The sequence below is a fragment of the Isoptericola dokdonensis DS-3 genome (assembly GCF_001636295.1).
GTDB classification, from domain to species: Bacteria; Actinomycetota; Actinomycetes; order Actinomycetales; family Cellulomonadaceae; genus Isoptericola; species Isoptericola dokdonensis.
Genome location: NZ_CP014209.1, coordinates 1,289,698 through 1,312,895, shown reverse-complemented (window position 1 = coordinate 1,312,895; position 23,198 = coordinate 1,289,698). Strand labels below are relative to the sequence as shown.

General features: G+C 74.2%; 24 protein-coding genes. 9 read left to right on the top strand and 15 right to left on the bottom strand.

Going from position 1 to position 23,198, the window contains the following annotated elements:
• Positions 1 to 51 precede the first annotated feature (51 nt).
• Complete coding sequence (locus I598_RS06225; protein WP_068205040.1) at positions 52 to 414, top strand: DUF3054 domain-containing protein; 363 nt, start codon at positions 52 to 54, stop codon at positions 412 to 414.
• A 39-nt stretch (positions 415 to 453) separates the two neighbouring features.
• Here I598_RS06225 and I598_RS06220 read toward each other — a convergent pair whose 3' ends face one another.
• From I598_RS06220 to I598_RS06190, 7 genes are all read right to left on the bottom strand, one after another.
• Positions 454 to 1,113: a non-canonical purine NTP pyrophosphatase gene (locus tag I598_RS06220; RefSeq protein ID WP_068202196.1), complete on the bottom strand. Its 660-nt coding sequence runs from the start codon at positions 1,111 to 1,113 to the stop codon at positions 454 to 456.
• Positions 1,110 to 1,847: a ribonuclease PH gene (rph, locus tag I598_RS06215; protein WP_068202194.1), complete on the bottom strand. Its 738-nt coding sequence runs from the start codon at positions 1,845 to 1,847 to the stop codon at positions 1,110 to 1,112. The genes I598_RS06220 and rph overlap by 4 nt, the downstream gene beginning before the upstream one ends.
• Before the next feature lie 44 nt (positions 1,848 to 1,891).
• Complete coding sequence (locus I598_RS06210; protein WP_068202193.1) at positions 1,892 to 2,695, bottom strand: LytR/AlgR family response regulator transcription factor; 804 nt, start codon at positions 2,693 to 2,695, stop codon at positions 1,892 to 1,894.
• Positions 2,695 to 4,011 (bottom strand): histidine kinase, encoded by a 1,317-nt coding sequence (locus I598_RS06205; RefSeq protein ID WP_068202191.1) that lies wholly within the window; start codon positions 4,009 to 4,011, stop codon positions 2,695 to 2,697. The genes I598_RS06210 and I598_RS06205 overlap by 1 nt, the downstream gene beginning before the upstream one ends.
• On the bottom strand, positions 3,998 to 5,689 hold the full coding sequence (locus tag I598_RS06200; RefSeq protein ID WP_068202189.1) for a sodium/solute symporter: 1,692 nt from the start codon (positions 5,687 to 5,689) through the stop codon (positions 3,998 to 4,000). Before I598_RS06200 ends, I598_RS06205 begins: the two co-directional genes overlap by 14 nt.
• Positions 5,686 to 6,018, bottom strand: coding sequence for a hypothetical protein (locus I598_RS06195; protein ID WP_068202187.1), 333 nt, complete (start codon positions 6,016 to 6,018; stop codon positions 5,686 to 5,688). The genes I598_RS06200 and I598_RS06195 overlap by 4 nt, the downstream gene beginning before the upstream one ends.
• Before the next feature lie 64 nt (positions 6,019 to 6,082).
• Entirely contained in the window at positions 6,083 to 6,547 is a 465-nt protein-coding gene (locus tag I598_RS06190) for a hypothetical protein (RefSeq protein WP_068202183.1), read from the bottom strand.
• A gap of 273 nt (positions 6,548 to 6,820) precedes the next feature.
• On the opposite strand from I598_RS06190, the gene I598_RS06185 reads away from it, so the two are divergent.
• Complete coding sequence (locus I598_RS06185; RefSeq protein ID WP_083972956.1) at positions 6,821 to 7,147, top strand: DUF4212 domain-containing protein; 327 nt, start codon at positions 6,821 to 6,823, stop codon at positions 7,145 to 7,147.
• A complete protein-coding gene (locus I598_RS06180) occupies positions 7,144 to 8,820 on the top strand; it encodes a sodium:solute symporter family protein (RefSeq protein WP_068202181.1) in 1,677 nt (558 codons plus the stop codon). Before I598_RS06185 ends, I598_RS06180 begins: the two co-directional genes overlap by 4 nt.
• A 231-nt stretch (positions 8,821 to 9,051) precedes the next feature.
• Here the strand turns inward: I598_RS06180 and hpxO are convergent, their stop codons facing one another.
• The 3 genes from hpxO to uraD are packed head-to-tail and all read right to left on the bottom strand — an operon-like array spanning position 9,052 to position 11,080.
• Positions 9,052 to 10,239, bottom strand: a complete 1,188-nt coding sequence (gene hpxO, locus I598_RS06175) for an FAD-dependent urate hydroxylase HpxO (protein WP_068202179.1) — start codon at positions 10,237 to 10,239, stop codon at positions 9,052 to 9,054.
• A gap of 2 nt (positions 10,240 to 10,241) precedes the next feature.
• Complete coding sequence (uraH, locus tag I598_RS06170) at positions 10,242 to 10,571, bottom strand: hydroxyisourate hydrolase (RefSeq protein WP_068202177.1); 330 nt, start codon at positions 10,569 to 10,571, stop codon at positions 10,242 to 10,244.
• Positions 10,568 to 11,080, bottom strand: a complete 513-nt coding sequence (uraD, locus tag I598_RS06165) for a 2-oxo-4-hydroxy-4-carboxy-5-ureidoimidazoline decarboxylase (RefSeq protein WP_083972954.1) — start codon at positions 11,078 to 11,080, stop codon at positions 10,568 to 10,570. Before uraD ends, uraH begins: the two co-directional genes overlap by 4 nt.
• A gap of 124 nt (positions 11,081 to 11,204) precedes the next feature.
• Here uraD and I598_RS06160 point away from each other — a divergent pair, with 124 nt between their 5' ends.
• The 6 genes from I598_RS06160 to I598_RS06135 all read left to right on the top strand — a co-directional run bounded on the left by I598_RS06160 (position 11,205) and on the right by I598_RS06135 (position 18,735).
• Positions 11,205 to 11,867, top strand: coding sequence for a helix-turn-helix domain-containing protein (locus I598_RS06160; protein WP_068202176.1), 663 nt, complete (start codon positions 11,205 to 11,207; stop codon positions 11,865 to 11,867).
• A 110-nt stretch (positions 11,868 to 11,977) separates the two neighbouring features.
• Positions 11,978 to 13,378 (top strand): allantoinase AllB, encoded by a 1,401-nt coding sequence (gene allB / locus I598_RS06155; RefSeq protein WP_068202174.1) that lies wholly within the window; start codon positions 11,978 to 11,980, stop codon positions 13,376 to 13,378.
• A gap of 92 nt (positions 13,379 to 13,470) precedes the next feature.
• On the top strand, positions 13,471 to 14,559 hold the full coding sequence (locus I598_RS06150) for an acetamidase/formamidase family protein (protein ID WP_068205034.1): 1,089 nt from the start codon (positions 13,471 to 13,473) through the stop codon (positions 14,557 to 14,559).
• Positions 14,556 to 16,187 carry an AtzH-like domain-containing protein gene (locus tag I598_RS06145; RefSeq protein WP_068202172.1) on the top strand — a complete coding sequence of 544 codons (1,632 nt, stop codon included), beginning with the start codon at positions 14,556 to 14,558 and terminating at the stop codon, positions 16,185 to 16,187. Before I598_RS06150 ends, I598_RS06145 begins: the two co-directional genes overlap by 4 nt.
• Positions 16,184 to 17,419, top strand: coding sequence for a pyridoxal-phosphate-dependent aminotransferase family protein (locus I598_RS06140; RefSeq protein ID WP_068202171.1), 1,236 nt, complete (start codon positions 16,184 to 16,186; stop codon positions 17,417 to 17,419). The genes I598_RS06145 and I598_RS06140 overlap by 4 nt, the downstream gene beginning before the upstream one ends.
• Positions 17,416 to 18,735 (top strand): allantoate amidohydrolase, encoded by a 1,320-nt coding sequence (locus tag I598_RS06135; protein ID WP_068202169.1) that lies wholly within the window; start codon positions 17,416 to 17,418, stop codon positions 18,733 to 18,735. The genes I598_RS06140 and I598_RS06135 overlap by 4 nt, the downstream gene beginning before the upstream one ends.
• A gap of 13 nt (positions 18,736 to 18,748) precedes the next feature.
• Here I598_RS06135 and I598_RS06130 read toward each other — a convergent pair whose 3' ends face one another.
• The 5 genes from I598_RS06130 to I598_RS06110 all read right to left on the bottom strand — a co-directional run bounded on the left by I598_RS06130 (position 18,749) and on the right by I598_RS06110 (position 23,064).
• Entirely contained in the window at positions 18,749 to 19,336 is a 588-nt protein-coding gene (locus tag I598_RS06130) for a TetR/AcrR family transcriptional regulator (protein ID WP_068202167.1), read from the bottom strand.
• A gap of 148 nt (positions 19,337 to 19,484) precedes the next feature.
• On the bottom strand, positions 19,485 to 20,288 hold the full coding sequence (locus I598_RS06125; RefSeq protein ID WP_068202165.1) for an ABC transporter permease: 804 nt from the start codon (positions 20,286 to 20,288) through the stop codon (positions 19,485 to 19,487).
• Positions 20,285 to 21,094, bottom strand: a complete 810-nt coding sequence (locus I598_RS06120) for an ABC transporter permease (RefSeq protein WP_068202163.1) — start codon at positions 21,092 to 21,094, stop codon at positions 20,285 to 20,287. The genes I598_RS06125 and I598_RS06120 overlap by 4 nt, the downstream gene beginning before the upstream one ends.
• Positions 21,094 to 21,945, bottom strand: coding sequence for an ABC transporter ATP-binding protein (locus I598_RS06115; RefSeq protein WP_083972948.1), 852 nt, complete (start codon positions 21,943 to 21,945; stop codon positions 21,094 to 21,096). The genes I598_RS06120 and I598_RS06115 overlap by 1 nt, the downstream gene beginning before the upstream one ends.
• Positions 21,946 to 21,951: 6 nt before the next feature.
• Positions 21,952 to 23,064, bottom strand: coding sequence for an ABC transporter substrate-binding protein (locus I598_RS06110; protein ID WP_068202161.1), 1,113 nt, complete (start codon positions 23,062 to 23,064; stop codon positions 21,952 to 21,954).
• Positions 23,065 to 23,198 lie beyond the last annotated feature (134 nt).

The window sequence follows — 23,198 nt, the reverse complement described above, 5'->3', positions numbered from 1 at the left end:
CACGGTGCCCGGCCGGGCCGCGGCGAGGCTCGCCCTGGGAAGAGGCTCCCCGTGTGGCCCGCGGTCGTCTGCGACGTCGTGTGCGTGCTGGCGTTCGCCCTCGTGGGGACCGTCAACCACGACTCGGCGACCTCGCTCGTCCATGTCGCCGTCGTCGCGCTGCCGTTTCTGATGGGCCTGGCCGCCGGATGGGTCGGCGCCCGGGCGTGGCGCGACCCGGCCCGGCCCTGGCCGACGGGCGTGGCGGTCTGGTTCGCGACCGTCGCCCTCGGGCTGGGCCTGCGGCCCCTGCTCGGCGGTGGCCTGGAGTGGTCGTTCGCCCTGGTGACGGCGCTGTTCCTCGCGGCCACGCTGCTCGGCTGGCGCCTGCTGGCGAGCCTCGCCCGGCGCCGTCGCCCCGCCTCGGCCCGCTGACGCCGGGCGAGGGCGACGGGTCGACCCGCGCGGCTGCGGTCAGAGGGCTGCCGCGATCGCGGGGGCGAGCGTGCGCAGCGCCTTGCCGCGGTGGCTGATCGCGTTCTTCTCGTCCGGCGTGAGCTCCGCCGACGTCCGGGTCCCCGGGGCGCCCGACGCGTCGGGCGCCTGCTCGGCCGGCACGAGGACCGGGTCGTAGCCGAACCCGTGCTCCCCGCGCGGCTCGCGCACCAGGACACCCGGCATCTCGCCGAGCGCGACCTCCTCGCGGCCGTCCGGCGTGACGAGCGCGACCGCGGCGACGAACGCCGCCGTGCGGTGCTCGTCGCGGACGTCGCCGAGCTGGGCGAGCAGCAGGCCGAGGTTCGCGACGTCGTCGCCGTGGCGGCCCGCCCAGCGGGCGGAGAAGATCCCCGGCGCACCGCCGAGCACGTCGACGGCCAGGCCCGAGTCGTCGGCGACGGCGGGCAGTCCCGTCGCCGCGGCCAGCGCACGCGCCTTGATCAGCGCGTTCTCGGCGAACGTCACGCCGTCCTCGACGGGTTCCGGCGCGCCGAGGTCACCGGCCGTGACGACCGCGTCGTCGGGCAGGGCGTCCAGACCCGGCTGCGCGCGCAGGACCGCCAGCAGCTCGACCAGCTTCTTGCGGTTGTGCGAGGCCAGCACCAGCCGGGCGCCCGCCGGGACCTCGACGGTCACAGCGCGCGCTCCAGCGCCTCGCGCTGGATCCGGGTCAGCTCGGCCGTCCCGGCGGTGGCCAGGTCGAGGAGCGCGTCGAGCTCGGCGCGGTCGAACGGCGCGTGCTCGGCCGTGCCCTGCACCTCGACGAACGCCCCCGAGCCGGTGGTGACGACGTTCATGTCGGTGTCGGCGCGGACGTCCTCCACGTAGGGCAGGTCGAGCATCGGCACGCCGTCGATGATGCCCACGCTGACCGCCGCGACGGAGTCGGTGAGGACCTTCTTCCCACCGGTGACGTGCCCGTGCCGGGTGCCCCAGGCGACCGCGTCGGCCAGGGCCACGTAGGCGCCGGTGATCGCGGCGGTGCGGGTGCCGCCGTCGGCCTGCAGGACGTCGCAGTCGAGCACGATCGTGTTCTCGCCGAGCGCGGTGACGTCCACGACGGCGCGCAGGGCGCGGCCGATGAGGCGCGAGATCTCGTGGGTGCGACCGCCGATCTTGCCCTTGACGGACTCGCGCTGGCTGCGCTCGTTGGTGGCGCGGGGGAGCATCGCGTACTCGGCCGTGACCCAGCCCTCGCCGGAGCCCTTCTTCCAGCGCGGCACGCCGTCCGTGAACGACGCGGTGCACAGCACGCGGGTGTCGCCGAACTCGACGAGCACCGAGCCCTCGGCGTTCCGCGTCCAGCCGCGGGTGATGGTCACGGGGCGGAGCTGGTCGGGCGTACGGCCGTCGGCGCGAGTCGTGGTCATGCGGCTCACCCTACCTAGCGTGGAGCGGGCGTCCGGGCCGCCCGTCAGAGGCCGAACCGGCGGCGCAGCTCGCGTGCGTGCCGCCGTGCCACCTCCACGCGGGAGCGCTGCCGGTCGTCCATCACCACCACCAGCGACCCCTGGAAGTCCGGCACGAGCTCGCGCACGTGGTCGAGGTTCACCAGGTAGGAACGGTGGGCGCGGAAGAAGTGCCCCTGCAGGCGGCGCTCCAGCTCGTTGAGGGACATCGTCACCAGCAGCCGCTCGTCGGCGAGCTTGAGGTAGGAGTACCCGCGCGCCGCCGTCGCGTAGACGATGGAACCGCCGTCGACGAGCACCGTACGACCGTCGCGCTGCACCGGGATCCGCACCAGCGGAGCCACGGGGGACGACGCCGGGTCCGGGGCGGCCGGGTCGGCGCCCGCCGGGCGGGGCGCGCGTCGCGCCACCGGCTCGGCGGGGCTGTCCGCCGGGTCGGGGGTGTCGCCGAGCGCGCGGTCCAGCGCGCGGCGCAGCCGGTCGACGTCGAACGGCTTGAGCAGGTAGTCCGCCGCGGCGAGGTCGAAGGCGTCGACCGCGTGGTCCGGGTAGGCGGTGGTGAAGATGACCTTCGGGGGGTGCGGCCGCTCGCGCAGCGCCGCCGCCACGTCCAGCCCCGAGCCACCCGGCATCCGCACGTCCAGCAGCACCAGGTCGTAGTCGAGGGAGCCCAGCAGCAGCAGCGCCTCCTCGCCGTTGGTCGCCTCGCCCACCACCTGGACCTGCCCGACCTCCTCGAGCAGATAGCGCAGCTCAGCTCGGGCGGGTGCCTCGTCGTCGACGATGAGGGCCTTCGGGCGCACGGTCATCACCTCAGCGGGATCTGCAGGTCGACGGTGGTCCCCGCGCCGGGGGTGGAGACGACGTCGAACGTGTACCGGTCGCCGAACAGCGCGTCGAGGCGCTGCGAGATGTTCCAGAGCCCGACCCCCGAGTGCCGCGGTCCGGGCGCGGGGTCCCGGGTCCCGGCGAGGAGCCGCTCCAGCACGTCCGGCGCCATCCCCGCGCCGTCGTCCGACACCCGGATCGACGTGGTCCGCGTCAGCGGGTCCACCCGGGCCCGCAGGTGCACCGTCCCGCCGCCCACGGAGTCCGCCACCCCGTGCTTCACCGCGTTCTCCACCAGCGGCTGGATGACCAGCACCGGCACCCGGGTGGTCAGCACCTGGGGGTCGATGTCGTACCGCACCCGCAGCCGGTCCCCGAACCGTGCCTGCTCCAGCGAGACGTACGTGCGCACGAAGAAGTACTCCTGACTGAACTCCGCGAAGTGGCCGTCCTGACGCACCGCGTACCGGAAGAAGTCGCTCAGCCGCAGCAGCAGCTGGCGCGCCTCGTCCGGGTCGGTGCGGGACTTCGACGCGATCGTGTTGAGGATGTTGAACAGGAAGTGCGGGTTGATCTGCGCCCGCAGCGCGTCGAGCTTCGCGTCCGCGGCGAGGTGGCGCTCGCGGTCCATCTCCGCGAGCTCCAGGTGCAGCGACAGCATCGAGGCCATGTCCTCGACGAGCACGCGCGGCGGCGGCTCGTCGTGGGTGCGGTACACCTTGAGCGTCCCGACGACGCGCTCGCCGATCGCGAGCGGTGCGACGACCGCCGTGCGCAGCGGGCAGCCGGGCTCCGGGCAGCCGATGCCGTCGCGGGCGTGCACCTCGACGGTGCGCCGCCTGCCCAGCGCCGCTCGCGCGACCCGCGTCTGCAGCGCTCCGCCGACGGTGTGGTGGTCGGCTCCCGGGCCGACGAACGCCAGCACCTGCTCGGTGTCGGTGATGGCCACGGCGTCCCCGCCCAGCAGCGGCTTGAGCAGCTGCGCCGTGCGCCGCGCCGCGTCGGGGGTGAGGCCCCGCCGCAGCGGCACCGACCGGCCGGCCGCCGCGATCGTCAGCCCGTCGCGCATGCCGCGCGGGTCGCGGGTCCGACGGGGCACGCGGGCCGCGCGACCGCCGGCGCGCGGCCCGCGCAACGCCGACGGGTAGCCGAGGACGACGACGGTGCTCACCACCAGGCCCACGGCGAGCGTCGCGGCGACGTCGAGCCCCGGCGCGACCAGCACCTGCGTCACCAGGAACACGAGCAGCCAGGCGACGGCGAGCACGACCGCCAGCAGCCCGCTACCGCCGCGCACGGCGCACCTCCCGGCGGCGCCGGTCCTCGGCCACCACCAGCCGGGCGAGGCGCTCGGCCCGCCGGTCGGCCGCGGTGCCGTGCATGATCAGCCACGACCGCTCCACGTCGGGCGGCGGCGTGGTCCGCCGCGAGACGAGCACCGTCACGGAGGCGGCCAGGGGAGCGGCCACGAGCGTGGGGGTGACCAGCACGTCGTGCAGCAGCCCGCCGCTGGACACGGCGCCCGCCGTGAACATCCCCACGGACACGACCGCGCCCACCGCCATGCCCCACACGGCCCCCGTGGCGGTGGTGCGCTGCCACCAGATCGCCAGGACGAACACGGGGGTCAGCGCCGACCCGGCGACGGCGAACGCCCACGTCACCATCGTCGCGACGACGGACGGGGTGGCGCCCACCATCGTGTCGGGGCGCATGAGCAACCCCAGCCCGGCGGCCGCGCAGGCCGTCACCAGCGTCGTGACCCGGCCGGCCAGCACGGCCTGGCGCTGGGTCGCACGGGGGTTGAGGTGCCGCTCGTAGACGTCGTGGCCCCAGGACGTCGCGGCCGCGAGCAGCAGCCCCGCCACGGTCGACATGACCGCCACCAGGGCGCCCGCGGCCACCACCCCCAGCCCGGCCTCGCCGCCGAACAGGCGACCGAGCACGGGCAGGGCGTGCTCGGGCACGAGCAGGACGCCGTCCACGGTGAGGTCGGCGAGCCACGGGTTGTCGTCGACCGCCCCGGGGATCAGCTCGCGGGCCGCCGTGCCCACCATGACGGCCAGGGAGTAGAACAGGCCGGCCAGGCACAGCACCCACACGGTCGTGGTGCGGGCCGCGGCACCCGTCGGCGCGGTGAAGTAGCGGTTCATCACGTGCGGCAGGCCCGCCGTGCCCATCGCCAGGGTGACGATGAGCGCGAGCTGGCCCAGCCCCCCATAGGTGGCGCCGGGTTCCCCGAACACCGCCGGGCGATCGGGGTGCAGGGCGCTCTGCTCCGGTTCCAGCGCGCCGTCCGCCCCCGGGGCCTCGAGCGGCACGGTCGAGATGTGCTGCACCGCGTCCCCGTAGTGGAAGCCCGCCCCGACGACGGTCGCCGCCAGCCACACCAGCGCGCCGAGCAGCAGCAGGAACTGCACCGCCTGCGCCCAGGTCGTGCCCCGCATCCCGCCGAACGCCACCAGCGTCGCCACGACCGCCGTCGAGGCCACCACCCCCGTGGCGTACGCCGACATGCCGAGCACGCCGTCACCCACCAGCAGCTCCCAGGTGATGCCCGAGCCGACGGTCTGCGGCACCAGGTAGGTGAGGATGATCAGCTGCACCACGCCCACGGCCACGAGCCGCACCCGCTCGGAGCCGAGACGCCGCCCCAGGAAGTCCGGGATGGAGAACTCTCCGAACCGGCGCAGGGGGGCGGCGACGAACAGCAGCACCGGGACGAAGCCCGCCGCGAAGCCGACGGCGTACCAGGCGCCGTCCAGGCCCGTGGCGTAGACCGCCGCGGCTACGCCGAGGAACGACGCCGCCGAGAAGTAGTCGCCGCAGATCGCCCAGCTGTTCGTCACCACCCCGACGCGGCGACCCGCCAGGTAGAAGTCCACCGTCGAGGCCCCCCGCGGCCGCATGACCACTGCCACCGTCGCCACGGCGGCCAGCGCCACCACGAGGCCGGCGGCGCCCGCGCCCGTCACGGGGCGCGCCCGTCGTCGAGGAACAGGTCGTCGTCGGTCGCCGGGGTGTCGCCCAGCATCCGGTGCTCCACCGCCGACGACAGGCGTGCCGCCGCCAGGCCCAGGACCGCGAAGAACACGTACAGCCCGAACGCCGCCACGAGGAACCCGGGACTCATGCCGCCCAGCAGCCGCGCCTGCGACCACCAGTCCAGCGTCAGGGACAGCACGGGGAAGGCGGCCACGCCGAGGACGAAGACGACGAAGTAGCCGACCGCGACGCGGCGCAGCGTGCGGAAGGTGGCGTCCACCTCCGCCACGGTGTCCGTGGTCGCGACGTCGTCGTCCATGTCGGGCAACCCTACGGACGACGGCTCCTCCGGGAAAGCCCTCCCGGGCACGGATCGAGGCCCGTCAGGCACCCGGTGCGACGGCCGGCCTGCGGACCAGCCGCACGGCCGTCGCGAGCAGCACCACCGCGCCGCCGCCCACCATCACCAGGCCGATGCCGGGCATGGCCTGCCCCCAGGAGTTCGTCGAGGACATCACCTGCACCAGCCGCGCGAGCTGCCAGCCCACGACGAGCCCCGCCGTGCCGCCGGCCACGACCGCGTGCCAGATCGCCACCCAGCGACGCGGCAGCAGCGCGCCCGCCAGGGCGATGAAACCCGCGCACAGCGTCCACAGGCCCGGGCCCGCGGTCCCGCCCAGGTTCCCGAAGGGGGTCACGACCCACGGCAGGAGGCTGCCCACCACCACCAGCAGCGCGCCGGTCAGCATCCCGACGCTGCCGGGATGGAACACCTGCCGGCGCCGGGCGGGCGCGCGGCCTCCCGCACGGAGGAGGTTGCCGAGGGCTGAGCTCGTCGTCGAGGCCATGGACCGACTGTAGGTCGGGCCGGGCCGGGCCGGACCCGGGCGATCGGCGAACGGTCCCTCCGGTCCCGCGAACGGTCGGCAGCGGCCCGCGAACGGTCCACGACGGGGCTCCGACCGCTCGCGAGGCCGTGCCGACCGCTCGCGGGACCCGACCCGCCGCCGGGGCGGCAGGCCTTGTGACCAGCACGAACGGTGCGATTCGCTCACCGGGTACAGGGACGGACGTGCCCCGGACGACGGCGTCCGGGGTCACCGCGACGAAGGGAGCGTCCGATGGTCGACGACCGACCGGCGACCGCGCCGGACCCCGGGTCACCACCCGGGGCGAACGGCTGGCGTCAGGAGTACTGGAAGAAGAACCTGCGACTGATGGTGGTGCTGCTGTCCATCTGGTTCGTGGTGTCGTTCGTCTGCGGGATCCTGCTCATCGAGCAGCTCAACAAGATCGTGATCGCCGGCTTCCCGCTCGGCCTGTGGTTCGCCCAGCAGGGTGCCATCTACACGTTCATCATCCTGATCCTCGTGTACACCCTGCGCATGGACCGCCTCGACGACGAGTATGGCGTCGCCGAGCGCGACGAGGAGGGGAAGCGGCTGTGAGCGACATCCAGATCTGGTCCCTCGTCTTCGTGGGGGTGTCCTTCGCCGTCTACCTCTACATCGCGTGGCGCAGCCGCGTGAAGGAGACCGCCGGCTTCTACGTGGCCGGCCAGGGCGTGCCTGCCGTCGCCAACGGTGCGGCCGTCGCCGCCGACTGGATGTCGGCCGCCTCGTTCATCTCCATGGCGGGCCTCATCGCCTTCATGGGCTCCGACGGCTCCGTCTACCTCATGGGCTGGACGGGCGGCTACGTGCTGCTCGCCCTGCTGCTGGCCCCCTACCTGCGCAAGTGGGGCAAGTTCACCGTCCCCGAGTTCGTCGGCGACCGGTACTCCGAGTACGTGCGGCTCATCGCGGCGGTGGCCGCGATCATCGTGTCCTTCACCTACGTGGTCGGGCAGATGCGCGGCGGCGGCATCGTGTTCAGCCGGTTCCTGGACCTGTCCATCGAGGGCGGCGTCGTCGTCGCCGCGATCGTCATCTTCATGTACGCCGTGCTCGGCGGCATGAAGGGCATCACCTGGACCCAGGTGGCCCAGTACACGGTGATGATCGTCGCGTACCTCATCCCCGCGTGGACCATCGCGCAGAAGATGACCGGGTTCCCCGTCCCGCAGGTGACGTTCGGGCAGATCCTCGCCGAGCTCGACGCGCTCAGCGAGCAGTTCGGGCTCGCCGCCTACACCGAGGCGTTCGCCGCCCGGCCGCAGATCGACGTGTTCCTCGTGACCATGTCCCTCATGATCGGCACCGCCGGCCTGCCGCACGTCATCGTCCGCTTCTACACGACCAAGTCGGTGCGCGGCGCCCGGTTCTCCGCCTTCTGGGCGCTGGTCTTCATCGGCCTGCTCTACACCACCGCCCCCGCGGTCGGTGCGTTCACCAAGCTCAACCTCATGGAGTCCGTGAACGGCGTCGCCGTCGACGCGCTCCCCGCCTGGGTGGGCAACTGGCAGGCCACCGAGCTGGTCACCGTCGCCGACGGCGCGACCACGATCACGACGCTGAGCAACGACCCCACCAGCGGGGCCGACCTCATCGTCAACAACGACATCCTCGTGCTCGCGACCCCCGAGATCGCCGGGCTGCCCGCCCCCATCGTCGGGCTGGTGGCCGCCGGTGGCCTCGCCGCCGCCATGTCGACCGCCGCGGGCCTGCTGCTCGTCATCTCCTCCTCCGTCTCCCACGACCTGTACTTCCGCGTCGTGAAGAAGGAGGCCTCGGAGTCGCAGCGGCTGCTCGTCGGGCGCATCGCCATGGGCCTGGCCGTCGTCGTCGCCATCTACGGCGGCATCAACCCGCCGGCGTACGTGGCCCAGGTGGTCGCCTTCGCCTTCGGACTGGCGGCGTCCACGTTCTTCCCGATCCTCGTCCTGGGGATCTTCTGGAAGAGAGCCAACGCCGTCGGCGCCGCGTCCGGCATGATCGTGGGCCTCGTGTTCACCGCGACCTACATGATCTACACGCTCGAGGTGTTCGGCACCCCCGCCAACGAGCACGTCTGGGGCATCTCGCCGGAGGGCATCGGCACCATCGGCGCCCTGGTGAACCTGATCGTCACCGTGGTGGTCTCGAAGCTCACCAGGCCACCGTCGGAGCACGTCCAGGAGATGGTCGAGGAGATCCGGTACCCGGCCCGGCGCGTGGCGGCGCGGGTGTCCGAGACGGAGTAGCCGGCTCACGGGTCTCACCTGCGGGTGGGAGGACGGGTCTGCCGCGCGGTCGCGCTCACGGGCGCTGCGCGCCCTCCGCTTCCGGTCTGACGACCGCGCGGCAGACCCGTCCTCCCACCCTTCGTCGTCCCGTCCCGTGCGCGAGGTAGTACTTCCCGTCGCGAGGTCGTACCCCCGGGGTGCGACCTCGCGACCGGGGGTACTACCTCGGGGTCGTGATCGCCGGGTGGGTCAGAGGACCCCGACGCCCAGGTTGACGGGGGAGCCCGTGATGTTGCCGACGATGCCGCGGATGATGCCGGCGCCGTCGTTGCCGCGCAGGGACTCGTACCAGGCGGCGGTGGTGGCGGGGTCGTAGCCGTGGGTCTCCTCGCCGCGGGCGCGGGCCCGCAGCACCAGGTCGCCCGCCCGCTCGGAGCGGCTCGCGGCGTAGCGGCGCAGCGAGTCCTCGACGCTCACGGTGTTGGTGGCGAGGCTGATCGCCAGGGCGAAGGAGTCCTCCAGGGCGAGGCAGGCACCCTGGCCGATGTCGGGGGCGGTGTTGTGGGCGGCGTCGCCGAGGAGCGCGACCCGGCCGCGGGTCCAGGTGTGGAACGGGTCGATGTCCCAGATCTCCACCCGGTTGAGCGAGCGCTCCGGGTCGATCGCCGCGAGCAGCGTCTTGACGCCCGGGGCCCAGTCGGCGAAGGCCTCCTCCAGCGGGGCCTTGCCGTCCGTGCGTTCGTCGGGCAGGCCCGCGGGCTGCGGGACGTCGAACCAGAAGTAGAAGCGGCCGTCGGCCACCGGCATGACGGCGGCGCGCTTGCCGTCCGCGACGTAGGTCGTCCAGCGGTCGGCCGGGCCGATCGCCGGGTCCGCGGCGACCAGGCCGTTGAAGTTCGTGTAGCCGGAGTACGTGCGCTCGATCCGGGGCCCGCCCTCGGCGGCACCGGTGACGTGGTCCCTGGCCCGTGAGCGCGCGCCGTCGGCCGCGATCAGCAGGTCGCCGGTGTCCGTGGAGCCGTCGGCGAACGTCACGGTGACGCGCTCGCCGTCGTCGTCGATCGCGACCATCTCGTGGCCGAGGTGCAGGTGCTCGACCCGTTCCATGAGGAGACGCTGCAGGTCGGCGCGGGCCACCGGGTAGGGCCGCTGGCCGGTCTGCTCGGTGACGGGCGCGAGGCTGAACGCGCACAGCTCCTCGCCGGTGCGCCCGTCGAGATAGGCCATGTCCTCCATGCGGCCGCCGAGCGCGGCGACCTCGTCGCCGAGCCCCAGCCAGTTGAGCACCTTGACGCCGTTCGACCACAGCGACAGCGCCGCCCCGACGGGACGGTTCTCGCGCATCCGGTCGTGCACGACGACCTCGTGGCCGAGCCGCTGGAGCGCGATGGCGGCACTGGCGCCACCGACGCCGGCTCCGATGACGATGATCCGCACGGTCAGCTCCCGCGGTAGGTCGAGTAGGCGAACGGGCTCGCCAGCAGCGGCACGTGCAGGTGCCGGTCGGCGCCCGCGGGCGTGACCTCGAAGGTCACGGTGACCTCCGGGTAGAAGGTCTCCACGCCCTGCTCGGTGAAGTGGGCGCCGATGGCGAACGTCAGGTGGTAGCGGCCCGGCTCCAGGCGGTCCGGGCCGAGCGCTGCCCTGCCGTCGGTGTCCGTGACGCCCGCGGCGACCAGGGAGCCGCCCGCATCGGTCAGCTCCACGCCGACCCCCGCGGCGGGGGTCCCGGCGGTGGCGTCCAGCACGTGGGTCGTCAGGTGGCTCATGGGGTGGTCCCCTCGTCGGTGACGTCGGCGCGCAGCCGCAGCAGCGCGATCTGGGCGAGCTGGTCGCAGGCCTCGACGACCTCCGTCGCGTCGTCGTGGGCGAGCCGTCGCTCGAGCTCGGCGAGCATCTCGTCGGGCGTGCGCCCGGCGGCGCGGATCAGGAACACCCGCCCGAACCGGTCCTCGTAGGCCCGGTTCCCGGCGGCCATGCGCGCGGCGACGTCGGCGCCGGCGTCGGCCATGCTCGCCTGCTCGCGCCGGGAGGCCGCGGCCTCCGCGCCGGTGCCCGCCGGTCGCTCGCCGATGCGCGGGTGGTGGGCGAGGGCCGCGTCGAGCTCGGGGCGCCCCCAGCCGGCCGCCAGGGCGGCGGCCCGGTCCGCGAGCGCCGTCGTCGAGCCGTAGGGGCGGCCCGCGACCAGGGCGTCGGCCCAGGGCGGGACGGCGGCCCAGACGGTGGCGGTCGCCGTGGCGGCGGGGACGTCGAGCGTGTCGAAGTCGTCGATGTGCACAGGACTCCTTTCGTCGGGCGAACGTACGTCGCGCAGGCTGCCGGGTCGTTTCGGGGTGATGTCGGCGGCGTGACGCCCGGGTGGTCGGCCTACGATGACGCCACCTTCGCCGACAGGAGACGACGTGGACACCACCCCCCTGCCCGCTCAGATCGGGACGCGGCTGCGCCGGCTGCGGACGACGTCGGGGAGGTCGTTGGCCTCCGTCGCGCAGGAGCTGGGGATCTCGTCGAGCGCGTTGTCGCAGATCGAGACGGGCGTGATGAAGCCGTCGGTGCAGCGGCTGGTCGAGCTGGTGGGGGTGCTGGGGGCGCCGGTGTCGGCGATCTTCGACGACGTCGCGGTGGCGGCGCCGCGGGCGACGGCGGGCGGCGACGTGGCGGAGCCGGTGCCGGGCGTGCTGGTGTCCTACGGGGACGACGACCGGCCGGCGCACCTGGGGGAGGGGGTGACGTACCGGCGGTTGTCGCCGGCGCCGTTGCGGGGGGTGACGCTGTTCGAGTCGACGTACCCCCCGCGCGCGGCGTCGAGCCCGGACGGCGAGATGCTGGTGCACGCGGGCTACGACTGCGGGCACGTGGTGGCCGGCGAGCTGACGTTCGAGTTCTCGGACGGCGAGGTGCGGCTGGGGCCGGGTGGGTCGTTGTCGTTCGCGGCGTCGCGCCCGCACCGGGTGGTCAACGCGACGGACGAGGTGGCGGTGGCGATCTGGCTGACGGTGGAGCCGGGCGGGGCGGAGCAGGTGCCGGACGCGGTGCCCGACGTCATCGCGGCGTTACCGGAGTGAAACGGGAGAGTGTTAAGCAATGACTTGACACTCTGCGGGCGTGCATCGCGTCCGCCTCGTCCACCGGGAGGCCTCATGACGATCCGCTCCACCGATGCCCGGGCGCGCCGATGACGCGCCACGTGGTCCGCGCCCGCCGTGCCTTCGTGGACGGCGGCTTCCGCCCGGCGGCGGTCGTGGTCGACGGCGGCCGGTTCGAGGCGGTCCTGCCGGTGGACGCCCCCGTCCCCGGCGCCGCGGAGACCCTGGTGCCCGACGACGCCGTGCTGCTGCCCGGCCTGGTCGACTCCCACGTGCACGTCAACGAGCCCGGCCGCACCGAGTGGGAGGGTTTCGCCTCCGCGACGGCGGCGGCCGCGGCGGGCGGCGTCACCACGATCGTCGACATGCCCCTCAACTCGCTGCCCCCCACCACCACCGCCGAGGCGCTGGCCCTCAAGCAGTCCGCGGCCGCCCCGCAGGTGCGGGTGGACGTGGGGTTCTGGGGCGGCGCCGTCCCGGAGAACCTCGGCGCCCTGGCACCCCTGCACGACGCCGGCGTGTTCGGCTTCAAGTGCTTCCTCGCGCCGTCGGGCGTCCCGGAGTTCGGCCACCTGGACGGCGCGGGCCTCGACGCCGCGACGGCGGAGGTCGCGGTGCTCGGCTCCCGGCTCATCGTGCACGCCGAGGACCCCGACCTGCTGGCCGCCCCCGGGGCGCTGGGCCGCGGCTACGACGCGTTCCTGCGCTCGCGGCCCCCGGCGAGCGAGTCGACGGCGATCGGGGCCGTCGTCGCGGCCGCGCGCCGCACCGGCGCCCGCGTGCACGTGCTGCACCTCAGCGACGCCGCCTCGCTGCCGCTGATCCGTGCCGCGAAGGCGGACGGCGTCGACCTCACCGTCGAGACCTGCCCGCACTACCTGACCCTCACCGCCGAGGAGATCCCGGACGGCGCGGCGGAGTTCAAGTGCTGCCCTCCGATCCGCGGCACCGCGAACCAGGACCTGCTGTGGCAGGGGCTGCTCGACGGGACGATCGACGCCGTCGTCACCGACCACTCGCCGTCCACGGTCGAGCTCAAGCGGTCCGGCGACGGCGACTTCGGGCTCGCCTGGGGCGGCGTGTCCGGGCTCCAGGTCGGGCTGTCGGCCGTCTGGACCGAGGCCCGCACGCGCGGCGTCCCGCTGGAGGCCCTGGTGCCGCTGTTCACCACCGGTCCCGCCGCCGTCGCCGGCCTGACCGGCGTCGGGGCGATCGAGCCGGGCACCGCCGCGCACCTGGCGGTCTTCGCGCCCGACGACGAGTTCGTCGTCGACGCGGCCACGCTCCTGCACCGCAACCCCGTCTCCGCCTACGACCACCGCACCCTCGCCGGGCGCGTGCACCGCACGTGGCTGCACGGGGAGACGGTGTTCGACCTCGCCGCCGGCGGGGTCGTGGGGGAGCCGCAGGGGCGCCTGCTCGCCGCGCGCACCGCCGCGACCGGGCCTGCCGCGACCGGGTCCGCCACGACGGCCGGGGCGGCGCGGTGACCGCGGCGGCGCCGACGCCGGCGACCACGTCGACCACACCTCCGCCGTCCGCCACCCCGGCGACGACGCCGGACACCGAGAGGACCCCGCCCGTGCCGACACCGATCCTCCAGCCGCACCCGGGCACCGTGCCCGGCGACCACTACCTGCCCGCGACGCCGGCCACCGTCCTGTGGGGCCGGCTGCCCTGCGCCTCCGACGCCCCGGTGCTGACGGTCGCCCCCGGCGAGACGGTCACGATCGACACGATCAGCCACGAGGGGATCCTCGAGGACCAGGGCAAGGACCCGGCCGCCTGGTTCGCCCGGCACGGCGTGCCGCGCGAGCAGGTGCTCGACGACGCGGTCGAGATCGCCGGCTCCCTCGCCCGCGACCCGGGCGTCGACGGTCCGCACGTCGTCACCGGGCCCGTCCGGGTCGCCGGCGCCCGACCCGGCGACCTGCTGCGCATCACCGTCGAGGAGCTTGCCCTGCGGGTGCCCTACGGCGTCATCTCGAACCGGCACGGCAAGGGCGCGCTGCCCGGCGAGCTGCCCCGCACGCCGGGCACGGTCAGCGTGTTCTGCCCCGTCGCCGAGCGTGACGGGCGGCTCGTCGGCACGCTGCCCGTCACCGAGGGCGGCCCGCGGGTCGTGGAGTTCCCCCTCGCGCCCTTCCTCGGCACGATGGGCGTCGCCGTCGAGGGAGGCGACCGGCCGCACTCCGTGCCGCCGGGCGCGCACGGCGGCAACATCGACATCCGCCTGCTCACCGAGGGCTCTGTGCTGTACCTGCCGGTGCAGGTCGACGGCGCGCTGGCCTACGTCGGCGACCCGCACTTCGCGCAGGGTGACGGCGAGGTGGCGCTCACCGCGCTGGAGGGGTCGCTGCGCGCGACGCTGCGGTTCGACGTCGTGCCGCGCGCCGAGGCGCTCGCGGAGTTCGGCGACGTGCTGGGCCCCCTCGTGCGGGCCGACGGCTACCTCGTCCCGACCGGGATGGACCCCGACCTCGACGAGGCGATGCGTCGCGCCGTCCGCGCGTCGCTCGCCCTGATCCAGGCCCGGTGGGGGCTCGACGAGCACCTCGCCTACGCCTACCTGTCCGCCGCCACCGACTTCGACGTCTCCCAGGTGGTCGACGTCGTGTGCGGCGTCCACGCCCGCATCCGCGAGGCCGACTTCGAGGGGGTCGCCCGATGAGCGTCACCGACGGCGTCCCCGGCTCCGGGTCGGTGCCGCCCGCGCTGCTGGCCGCGTTCACGGCGTACGAGGCGGCCCTCGCCGCCGACGACCTCGACCACCTCGACGACGCGTTCGCGCCCGCCGCGGACACGCTGCGCGGCGATGCCGCCGGGCTGCTCGTCGGGCACGACGCGATCTCGGCGTTCCGCTCCACGCGCGGCGGGGTGCCGCCGCGCGTCATCGAGCGGATCGAGCACCGCGAGCTCGCGCCCGGCGTCGCCCTGCTGGTGTCCGTCTCCCGGTACGCGAGCGGCGGCACCGGCCTGCAGACGCAGGTGTGGCAGCGCGACGGCGAGACGTGGCGCATCACGGCCGCGCACGTCACGCCCCGCGCGCAGGCGTTCGACCGGTCCGTGTGGCGCACGGTCGGCGACCCGCTCTACCAGGGCGCCTGGGACGGGCCGCTGGCCGGGCTGACGGTCGCGGTGAAGGACGTGTTCGCCGTCCAGGGCTACCGCATCGGCGCCGGGAACCCGACGTTCCTGCAGACGGCCCGGCCCGAGCGGTCGATGGCTCCCGCGGTGAGCGACCTGCTGCGCGGCGGCGCCTCGCTGCGCGGCATCGCGCGCACCGACGAGTTCGCCTACTCGATCGCCGGGGACAACGCCCACTACGGCACCCCGCCCAACGGCGCCCTGCCCGGCGCGCTGCCCGGCGGGTCGTCCAGCGGCCCGGCGTCCGCCGTCGCGACCGGGCAGGCCGAGGTCGGGCTCGCCACCGACACCGCCGGGTCGGTGCGGGTGCCCGCGTCCTACCAGGGGCTGTGGGGGCTGCGCACGACGCACGGGCTGGTGCCCCGGCAGGGGATGCTTCCGCTCGCGCAGTCCTTCGACACCGTCGGCTGGCTCACCCGCGACGGCGACACCCTGCAACGCGTCGCCGACTGGTGCCTGAGCTACGACGGCTCGGAGTCCACCGAGAGCGTCTACGGCGAGTCGGGCCACGACCTGCCGTGGCACCTGCTGGTCCCCACCGAGGTGCTCGACGACGTCGAACCGGCCACCCGGGCCGCGTTCGAGGCGTTCCTGGCCGCGCTGGCCGCCCACCCGGAGGCGCCCGCGGTGGAGCAGGTGCCCATCGGGCCGCTGGACGACTACCTCGCCCCGTTCCGCACCGTGCAGGGCGCCGAGGCGTGGCGCAACGACGGGCCGTGGCTGCGCGAGCACCCCGACGCCGTCGGCGCGGCCGTGGCGGACCGCTTCCGCGCGGCGGCGCAGGTGACCGCCGACGACGAGTCGGCCGCCCGCGAGGCCCTCGGCCCGCTCGCCGGACGCCTGGAGCGCCTGACCGACGACGCGGTCCTGCTGCTGCCGACCGTGCCCGGCCCCGCACCGATGCGCACCCGGGACGCCGCCGCCGTCGACGCCGTGCGCGCCGCGACGCTGCGCATGACTACCCCCGCCGCGGTGGCGGGCCTGCCCGCCCTGTCCGTGCCGCTGCTCACCGTGCCGTCGCTGCTCGGCGCAGCCCCCGTCGGGGTGTGCGTCGTCTCGCGCCGCGGCACCGACATCGCCCTCGTCCGGCTCGGCCGCCGCCTCGCGCGCCTCGCCGCCGACGTCCCTGCACCCGGAGGTTCCCCCGCATGACGCACGCCCCGCTGCCCGGCCCGATCGACCCGCCCGCCCGGCTGCTCATGGGACCGGGACCGATCTCGGCGTACCCGAGCGTGCTGCGCGCGATGTCCGCGCCGCTGGTCGGTCAGTACGACCCGTTCATGACCGCCACGATGACCGAGACCCAGGAGCTGTACCGCGGCGTGTGGTCGACCCGCAACGAGGCGACCGTGCTCGTCGACGGCACGTCCCGGGCGGGCATCGAGGCCGCCATCACGTCGCTCGTGCGTCCCGGCGAACGGGTCCTCGTGCCGGTGTTCGGCCGGTTCGGGCACCTGCTGGCCGAGATCGCCCGACGCGCGATGGCCGAGGTCCACACGATCGAGGTGCCCTGGGGGCAGGTGTTCACGCCGTCCGCGATCGAGGAGGCCGTCGCCCGGGTGCGGCCGCACCTGCTGGCCCTGGTGCAGGGCGACACGTCCACGACGATGAACCAGCCGCTGGACGAGATCGGCGCGATCTGCGCCCGGCACGGCGCCCTGTTCTACACCGACGCCACCGCCTCGCTCGGCGGCAACGACTTCGAGGCGGACGCCTGGGGCCTGGACGCCGCGACCGCGGGCCTGCAGAAGTGCCTCGGCGGGCCCTCCGGGTCGTCCCCGATCACGCTGTCCGACCGGGCGGTCGAGGTGGTCGTGGCCCGCAAGTCCATCGAGGCGGGGATCCGCGAGGACGGCGACCCGGACGCCGCGGACTTCGTGCGCTCCAACTACTTCGACCTCGGTCAGATCCTCGACTACTGGGGTCCGCGGCGGCTCAACCACCACACCGAGGCCACGTCGATGCTCTACGGGGCGCGCGAGTGCGCCCGGGTGCTGCTCGCCGAGGGGCGCGACGCCGTGATCGACCGGCACCGGCTCGCCGGGGCCGCCATGCTCGCCGGCGTGCGGGCGCTCGGCCTGGAGGTCTTCGGCGACGTCGCGCACAAGATGCACAACGTCGTCGCCGTCGAGATCCCCGACGGCGTCCCCGGGGACGCCGCGCGCACCGTGCTGCTCGAGGACTTCGGCATCGAGATCGGCACGTCGTTCGGGCCCCTGCACGGGCGGGTGTGGCGCATCGGCACCATGGGGTACAACGCGCGCCAGGACGCCGTGCTGACCACGCTGGCCGCGCTGGAGGCCGTGCTGCGCCGGTTCGGGGCGAAGGTCCCGGTGGCGGGCGGGGTCGAGGCCGCGGCCGACGTCTACCGGGCCGCCGCATGACCGGTCGGCTGCTCGTCGCCGAGAGCGACCTGGTCGCCGTGGCCGCCCGGCGCGTCATGGCGCGCTGCGACGAGCTCGCGCGGGTGTCAGCCACGACGGGCGCCATCGAGCGGGTGTACCTCTCGGCCGAGCACGCCCGCGTCAACCGGCTGGTCGCCGAGTGGATGCGTGAGCTCGGCATGACGTCGCGCCAGGACGCGGCGGGCAACCTCGTCGGGCGCCTGGAGGCAGGCTCGCCCTCCGGCGCGGTCCGGGACGACGCGCCTGCCCTCGTGCTGGGTTCCCACCTCGACACCGTGCCCGACGCCGGCCGCTACGACGGCATCCTCGGCGTCCTGGTGGCCCTGGAGGTCGTACGGCTGCTGCGGGTGCCCGGGCCGGACGGCGTCGGGTTCCGCTCGCCGCTGCCGTTCGCCGTCGAGGTGCTGGCGTTCTGGGACGAGGAGGGCACCCGGTTCGGCAAGGCGCTGCTCGGGTCCTCCGCCGTCGCCGGGTCGTGGGACCCCGCGTGGTGGGACCTCGCCGACGCCGACGGCGTCACCCTGGCGGAGGCGTTCCGCGAGTTCGGGCTCGACCCCGGGCGGGTCGGGGAGGCCGCGCGCCGGCCCGAGGAGCTCGTCGGCTATCTGGAGGCGCACATCGAGCAGGGTCCCCGGCTCGACGAGACCGGCGAGTCCCTGGCGGTCGTGTCGTCCATCGCGAGCGCCCGCCGCTTCCAGATCGTCGTCGCCGGGGAGGCCCGGCACGCGGGCGGCACCCCGTACGAGCGGCGCCGCGACGCGCTGCTCGGCGCGTCGGAGGCCGCGCTCGCCGTCGAGCGGCTCTGCCGCGCCGAGCACCACGTCATCGGCACGGTCGGGCAGCTCGAGGCGTACCCGGGGGCGGTGAACGTCGTGCCGGGGGAGGCGCACCTCAGCCTCGATCTGCGCGGCGAGCTCGACGGTGAGCGGGACCGCGTGTGGCGGTCGATCGAGGCCGAGCTCGACGAGATCACCGGGCGCCGCCACCTGTCGTGGCAGGCCCGTGAGGTGCACAGCGCCCCCGCCGTGTTCTGCGCTCCGCTGCTCCAGGACGTCGTCCGCGAGGGCATCGTCTCGACCCTGCGGCCCGGGGCCGAGGAACCGGCGACCCTGTTCAGCCCGGCCGGTCACGACGGCATGGCGCTCGCGTCCCTCACTGGCGTCGGGATGCTGTTCCTGCGCAACCCGGACGGTATCAGCCACCACCCGGCCGAGTCGGTGTCCACCGGTGACGTCGCGCACGGGGTGCGGGCGCTCGCGGAGTCGGTGCTGCAGCTGGCCGCCGACCGGCCCTGAGGGGTCGGGCGGGTCAGGCGGTCCCGGCGACGGGGGTGCGCCACCAGGCCGGCCCCGCGGCCAGCACGGTGCGGGCGAGCGCGGGGATGTCCGCCGCGTGCCCGCCGGCGCGCAGCCACTCGGTGATCGCGCCGACGGTCCCCGCGGCCGAGAACGCGACGAGCGCCGCGCGGGCGGTGTCTCGGGGCAGCCCGTCGGGCACGTCGGGCGGCAGCGCCGCGGGTCGTGTGCTCAGGTACTCCTGGAGCCGCGCCGCGACGACGTCGTGGAGCACTGCGCGGATCCTGCCGTCGGCGCCGTCGACGAGCGCGGCGCGGTAGACGGCCGCGTGGGTCGCGACGTGCTCCAGGAGGAGCCGCAGGGCGTCCTCGAACTCGTCGGCGCCGCTCTGGGCGGGCAGCTCGATGGCGCGCACCTCGTCGTCGAGCACGCCCGCCAGCAGCTCCACCGGGCTCGCGGCGTACCGGTAGAAGGTGTCGCGGGTGACGCCGGCCGCACGGGCGACCTCGGCGACGGAGAGCGTGCCGACCGGTTCCCGGGCAGCGAGACCGAGGATCGCGCTGCGCAGCTGCGCGCGGGTGCGGAGCTGCCGGGTGTCCATGGCGACATGGTGGCACCCACGGTCGCCGCGAATAACAGACACGTGTCAGTTTGGGGTACCGTCTGCGCGGCCCTCGTGGCCGGCGACCGGCCGGGGTCCCCCGAGCCCGGCCGGTCGTCACTCCCGTGCCCGCCGTGCGGGCAGGGTGTCAGCGCTGGGCGGACGTCATCGCCATGCGGGCGAGCACGACGTTCTCCACGACCTGGACCAGGTTGTAGAGCAGCAGCGTGATGACGGTGATCAGCGCGACGGAGGCCCACAGGTCGTCGAACTTCGCCGACGCCGTGAACTTCACGATCGACCCGCCGATGCCCTGTCCGGTGGAGAGCCACTCGGCGAGCAGCGCACCCGTCACGGCGCCCGGCACGGAGACACGTGCGGCCGCGAACAGCGACGGCAGCGCGCCCGGCACGTTGACCTTGCGCATCGCGGTGAGCCGCGACCCGCCGTACACGTGCACCAGGTCGAGCGACTGTGCGCTCGCCCGGCCCAGGCCGAACATGATCGAGGCGAGCGCCGGGAACAGCACCACGATGGAGCCGATCACCGCCACCGACGCCTGGGTGCCGCGGCCCGTGACGAGGATGATCACCGGGGCGATCGACACCAGCGGGATCGAGCGCAGCAGCAGGGCCAGCGGCATGACCCCGGCCTCGACCGTCCGGGACAGCGAGAAGCACACCGCCAGCACCGCGGCGACGCTCATCCCGACGACGAACCCGAGGGCGGCGTCCTGCAGGGTGCGCCCCAGCAGCGGGGCGAGCTCGGCGCGGTTCGCCGCCGCCTCGGGCGAGGTGACCAGGAACTCCCACACCTCGGCGGGGCCCTTGGCCACGTACTCGGAGATGCCGGTGAGGTTGACCACGGCCCACCACAGGGCCAGGACGATGACGAGCGTCAGGCCGGCGTTGAGGACCGCCCGCCCGACGGGACGCCACGAGACGGCGTTCACGGGGTGCTCCGTCCTGCCACCCAGGGGGTGGCGAGTCGTGCGGCCAGCCCCACGATGCCGTAGCCGATGAGGGCGACGGCGGCGGTGAGCAGGAACACGGCCCACACGCGGGGCGAGTCGAGCTCGCCCTGGAGGCGGATGAGGGTGATGCCGACGCCGCGGTCCGTGCCGCCCATGTACTCGCCGAGCACCGCCCCGAGGAACGCGGACGGGACGGCGATCTGGAGGGCGTTGAGGATGGCGGGGGTCGCGGCGACGAGCCGCACCTTGCGCAGCTGGGTGAGCCGCGAGCCGCCGTACACGCGCACGACGTCGAGGCTCGCCGGGTCCGCGGACCGGAAGCCCAGCAGGGCGCCGACGACAGTGGTGAAGAACACCGCGAGCGCCGCGAGGAAGATCGCCGTCGCGCTGGGCTCGCCGGGCCGCTCGGCACCGCCGAGGACGACGATGGCGATGCCGCCGACCGCCACGACCGGCAAGCAGTAGCTCACCACGGCGATCTGCACGACCACCGTCTCGATGCGGGGGGCGAGCAGCACGGTGGCGGCCAGCAGCAGCGCGATGCCGTTGCCCCACGCGAAGCCGATCAGCGCCTCGGTGATGGTCACCTGGAACACCGACCAGTAGGGGGCGAGGCCGTCGGCGGCGAGGGTCTGGAGCACGACGCCGGGGGGCGGGACGGGGGTGAAGGTGGTCCCGGGCGGTGGGTCGAAGATCGTGGCGGAGAACAGCCACCACGCGGCGACGAGCACGACGGCGCCGATGAGCCCGGCGAGCCAGGTGGGCACGCCGGGGCCGCGGCGCATCAGGCCTCCGCCGCGGCGCGGCCGTCGGACCCGAACAGCAGCTCGGAGGCCCGGTCGACCAGCGCGTGGAACTCGGGGGACCGCATCATGTCGGGGGTGCGGGGGCGGGGCAGGTCGACCTCGATGATCTCCTTGATGCGTCCCGGCCGGGGGGACATCACCGCGACGCGGTCGGACAGGAAGATCGCCTCGGCGATGCCGTGCGTGACGAGCAGCGTGGTGGCGGGCTTCTCGGTCCAGATGCGCAGCAGCTCGAGGTTGAGGTTCTGGCGGGTCATGTCATCCAGCGCCCCGAACGGCTCGTCGAGGAGCAGCACGGACGGCTTGAGGGCGAGGGCCCGCGCGATGGAGACGCGCTGCCGCATACCGCCGGAGAGCTGGGCGGGCTTGGCCTTCTCGAACCCGGTGAGGCCGACCAGCGCGACCAGCTCGTCGACGTACGCCTTGTCGACCTTGCGGCCAGCGACCTCGAACACGAGGCGGATGTTCGCCGTGACGCTGCGCCACGGCAGCAGCGCGTGGTCCTGGAAGGCGATGCCCAGCTCGCTGTCGCGGCGCAGCTGCGCCGGGGTCTTGCCGTCGACGAGCACGGTGCCGGACGTCGGCTGCTCGAGGTCGGCGAGCACGCGCAGGATCGTCGACTTGCCGCAGCCGGACGGGCCGAGGAGCGCGAGGAACGACCCCTGGTCGGTGTGCAGGTGGGTGTCCTGCAGGGCGGTCACGCTCCGGCCGCGGCCGGTGGGGAACGTCTTGGTGAGGCCGTCGATGGCGAGGCCGGTGCCGCCCGGGGCCGTCGCAGTCGCCTGCGACGGCCCCGGGACGGTGGCCTCCGACGTGAGGTCGTTGCTCATGGTTCCTTACGGGAGGTAGTCGACGAGCTCGGGGGACTCGGCGTAGATCTCGTCGATGATCGACGTGTCGAACAGCTGGTCGGTGGTGACCTCCCAGCCGGCGGCGGCGAGGGAGTCGACGGTCTGCTGCTGGAGCTCGTCGGAGATGGTGAAGAGGCCGTTGGCCTCGGTCTCGGAGGTGGTGATCAGCTCCTTGGAGGCCTCCAGGCCCATCGCCGTCTTCTCGGGGTCCAGCGCGCCGAACACGGCCTCCAGGCCCTCGGCGGACTCGGCCGCCGCGGCGTTGTAGTGCTCCTCGACCAGTGCGACGGTGTCGTCGGTGGGCTCGGTGAACACGTGCGTCCAGCCCTTGATCTCCGCGGTGAGGAACGCCTTGAGCAGCTCGCGGTTCTCCGCCAGGTACTGGTCGGTGACGCTGAACGTCTCGGCCACGTAGGGGACGCCGTTCTCGGCGTAGGCGAGGTTGGTGACGTCGTAGCCCGCGAGCTCGACCGTCAGGGCCTCGTTGGTCAGGTAGGCCATGAAGCCGTCGACCTCGCCGTTCATCAGCGGCGTCGGGTCGAAGTCGACCGGCACGACGGTGACCTCGCTCTCGTCGATGTCGTTGGCCCGCAGCAGGGCGGCGAACACCGACGCGTTGGAGTCCTGCACGCCGATGGTCTTGCCCACGAGGTCCTCGGGGGAGGTGATGTTCCCGCCGTCGGCCAGGGACAGGATCGTGAACGGGTTCTTCTGGAACGTCGCGCCGATGATCTTCAGCGGCGCCTCCTGCTCCGCGATGGCCGCGCCGACCGACGCCGCGTCGCTGAGCGCCACCTGCACCGAGCCGGACAGGAGCTTCGCGACGCCGGTGTCCGGGCCGGAGATCCCGAGCACGTCGTCGAAGCCGGCCTCGTCGTAGTAGCCCTTGTCGTAGGCGTAGAACTCGCCCGCGAACTCCTCGTTCTTGATCCACGAGTACTGCACGCTGATCTCGCCGTACGACGCGTCCTCGCCGGACCCGCCCGCGGGCTCGGGCTCGCCGCTGGAGCAGCTCGCCAGGACGAGCGCGGACGCGGCGACCATCGCGCCGACGGCACCCAGGCGGGCACGTCGCGAGGAACTGCTGTGAACTGCCATGGGTGGAACTCCGCTCGACGTCTTCCGATGTGACGTACCGCAACGTAGGCAGCGGACGTTTCCGGACGACGGTGCGTGCGTTTCGCCGTGGTTAAGCCATCACTTCACCCTCCCGCTGCGGGCTGGGCGCGGCC

Bases quoted from the DNA above. Each gene is read 5' to 3' on its own strand.
- I598_RS06120 (WP_068202163.1), bottom strand. From the start codon at position 21,094: ATGCGCCGCGGCCCCGGCGTGCCCACCTGGCTCGCCGGGCTCATCGGC.
- I598_RS06185 (WP_083972956.1), top strand. From the start codon at position 6,821: ATGGTCGACGACCGACCGGCGACCGCGCCGGACCCCGGGTCACCACCC.
- I598_RS06190 (WP_068202183.1), bottom strand. From the start codon at position 6,547: ATGGCCTCGACGACGAGCTCAGCCCTCGGCAACCTCCTCCGTGCGGGA.
- I598_RS06140 (WP_068202171.1), top strand. From the start codon at position 16,184: ATGACGCACGCCCCGCTGCCCGGCCCGATCGACCCGCCCGCCCGGCTG.
- I598_RS06145 (WP_068202172.1), top strand. From the start codon at position 14,556: ATGAGCGTCACCGACGGCGTCCCCGGCTCCGGGTCGGTGCCGCCCGCG.
- I598_RS06195 (WP_068202187.1), bottom strand. From the start codon at position 6,018: ATGGACGACGACGTCGCGACCACGGACACCGTGGCGGAGGTGGACGCC.
- I598_RS06110 (WP_068202161.1), bottom strand. From the start codon at position 23,064: ATGGCAGTTCACAGCAGTTCCTCGCGACGTGCCCGCCTGGGTGCCGTC.
- uraH (WP_068202177.1), bottom strand. From the start codon at position 10,571: ATGAGCCACCTGACGACCCACGTGCTGGACGCCACCGCCGGGACCCCC.
- I598_RS06210 (WP_068202193.1), bottom strand. From the start codon at position 2,695: ATGACCGTGCGCCCGAAGGCCCTCATCGTCGACGACGAGGCACCCGCC.
- I598_RS06115 (WP_083972948.1), bottom strand. From the start codon at position 21,945: ATGAGCAACGACCTCACGTCGGAGGCCACCGTCCCGGGGCCGTCGCAG.
- allB (WP_068202174.1), top strand. From the start codon at position 11,978: ATGACGCGCCACGTGGTCCGCGCCCGCCGTGCCTTCGTGGACGGCGGC.
- I598_RS06135 (WP_068202169.1), top strand. From the start codon at position 17,416: ATGACCGGTCGGCTGCTCGTCGCCGAGAGCGACCTGGTCGCCGTGGCC.
- I598_RS06130 (WP_068202167.1), bottom strand. From the start codon at position 19,336: ATGGACACCCGGCAGCTCCGCACCCGCGCGCAGCTGCGCAGCGCGATC.
- rph (WP_068202194.1), bottom strand. From the start codon at position 1,847: ATGACCACGACTCGCGCCGACGGCCGTACGCCCGACCAGCTCCGCCCC.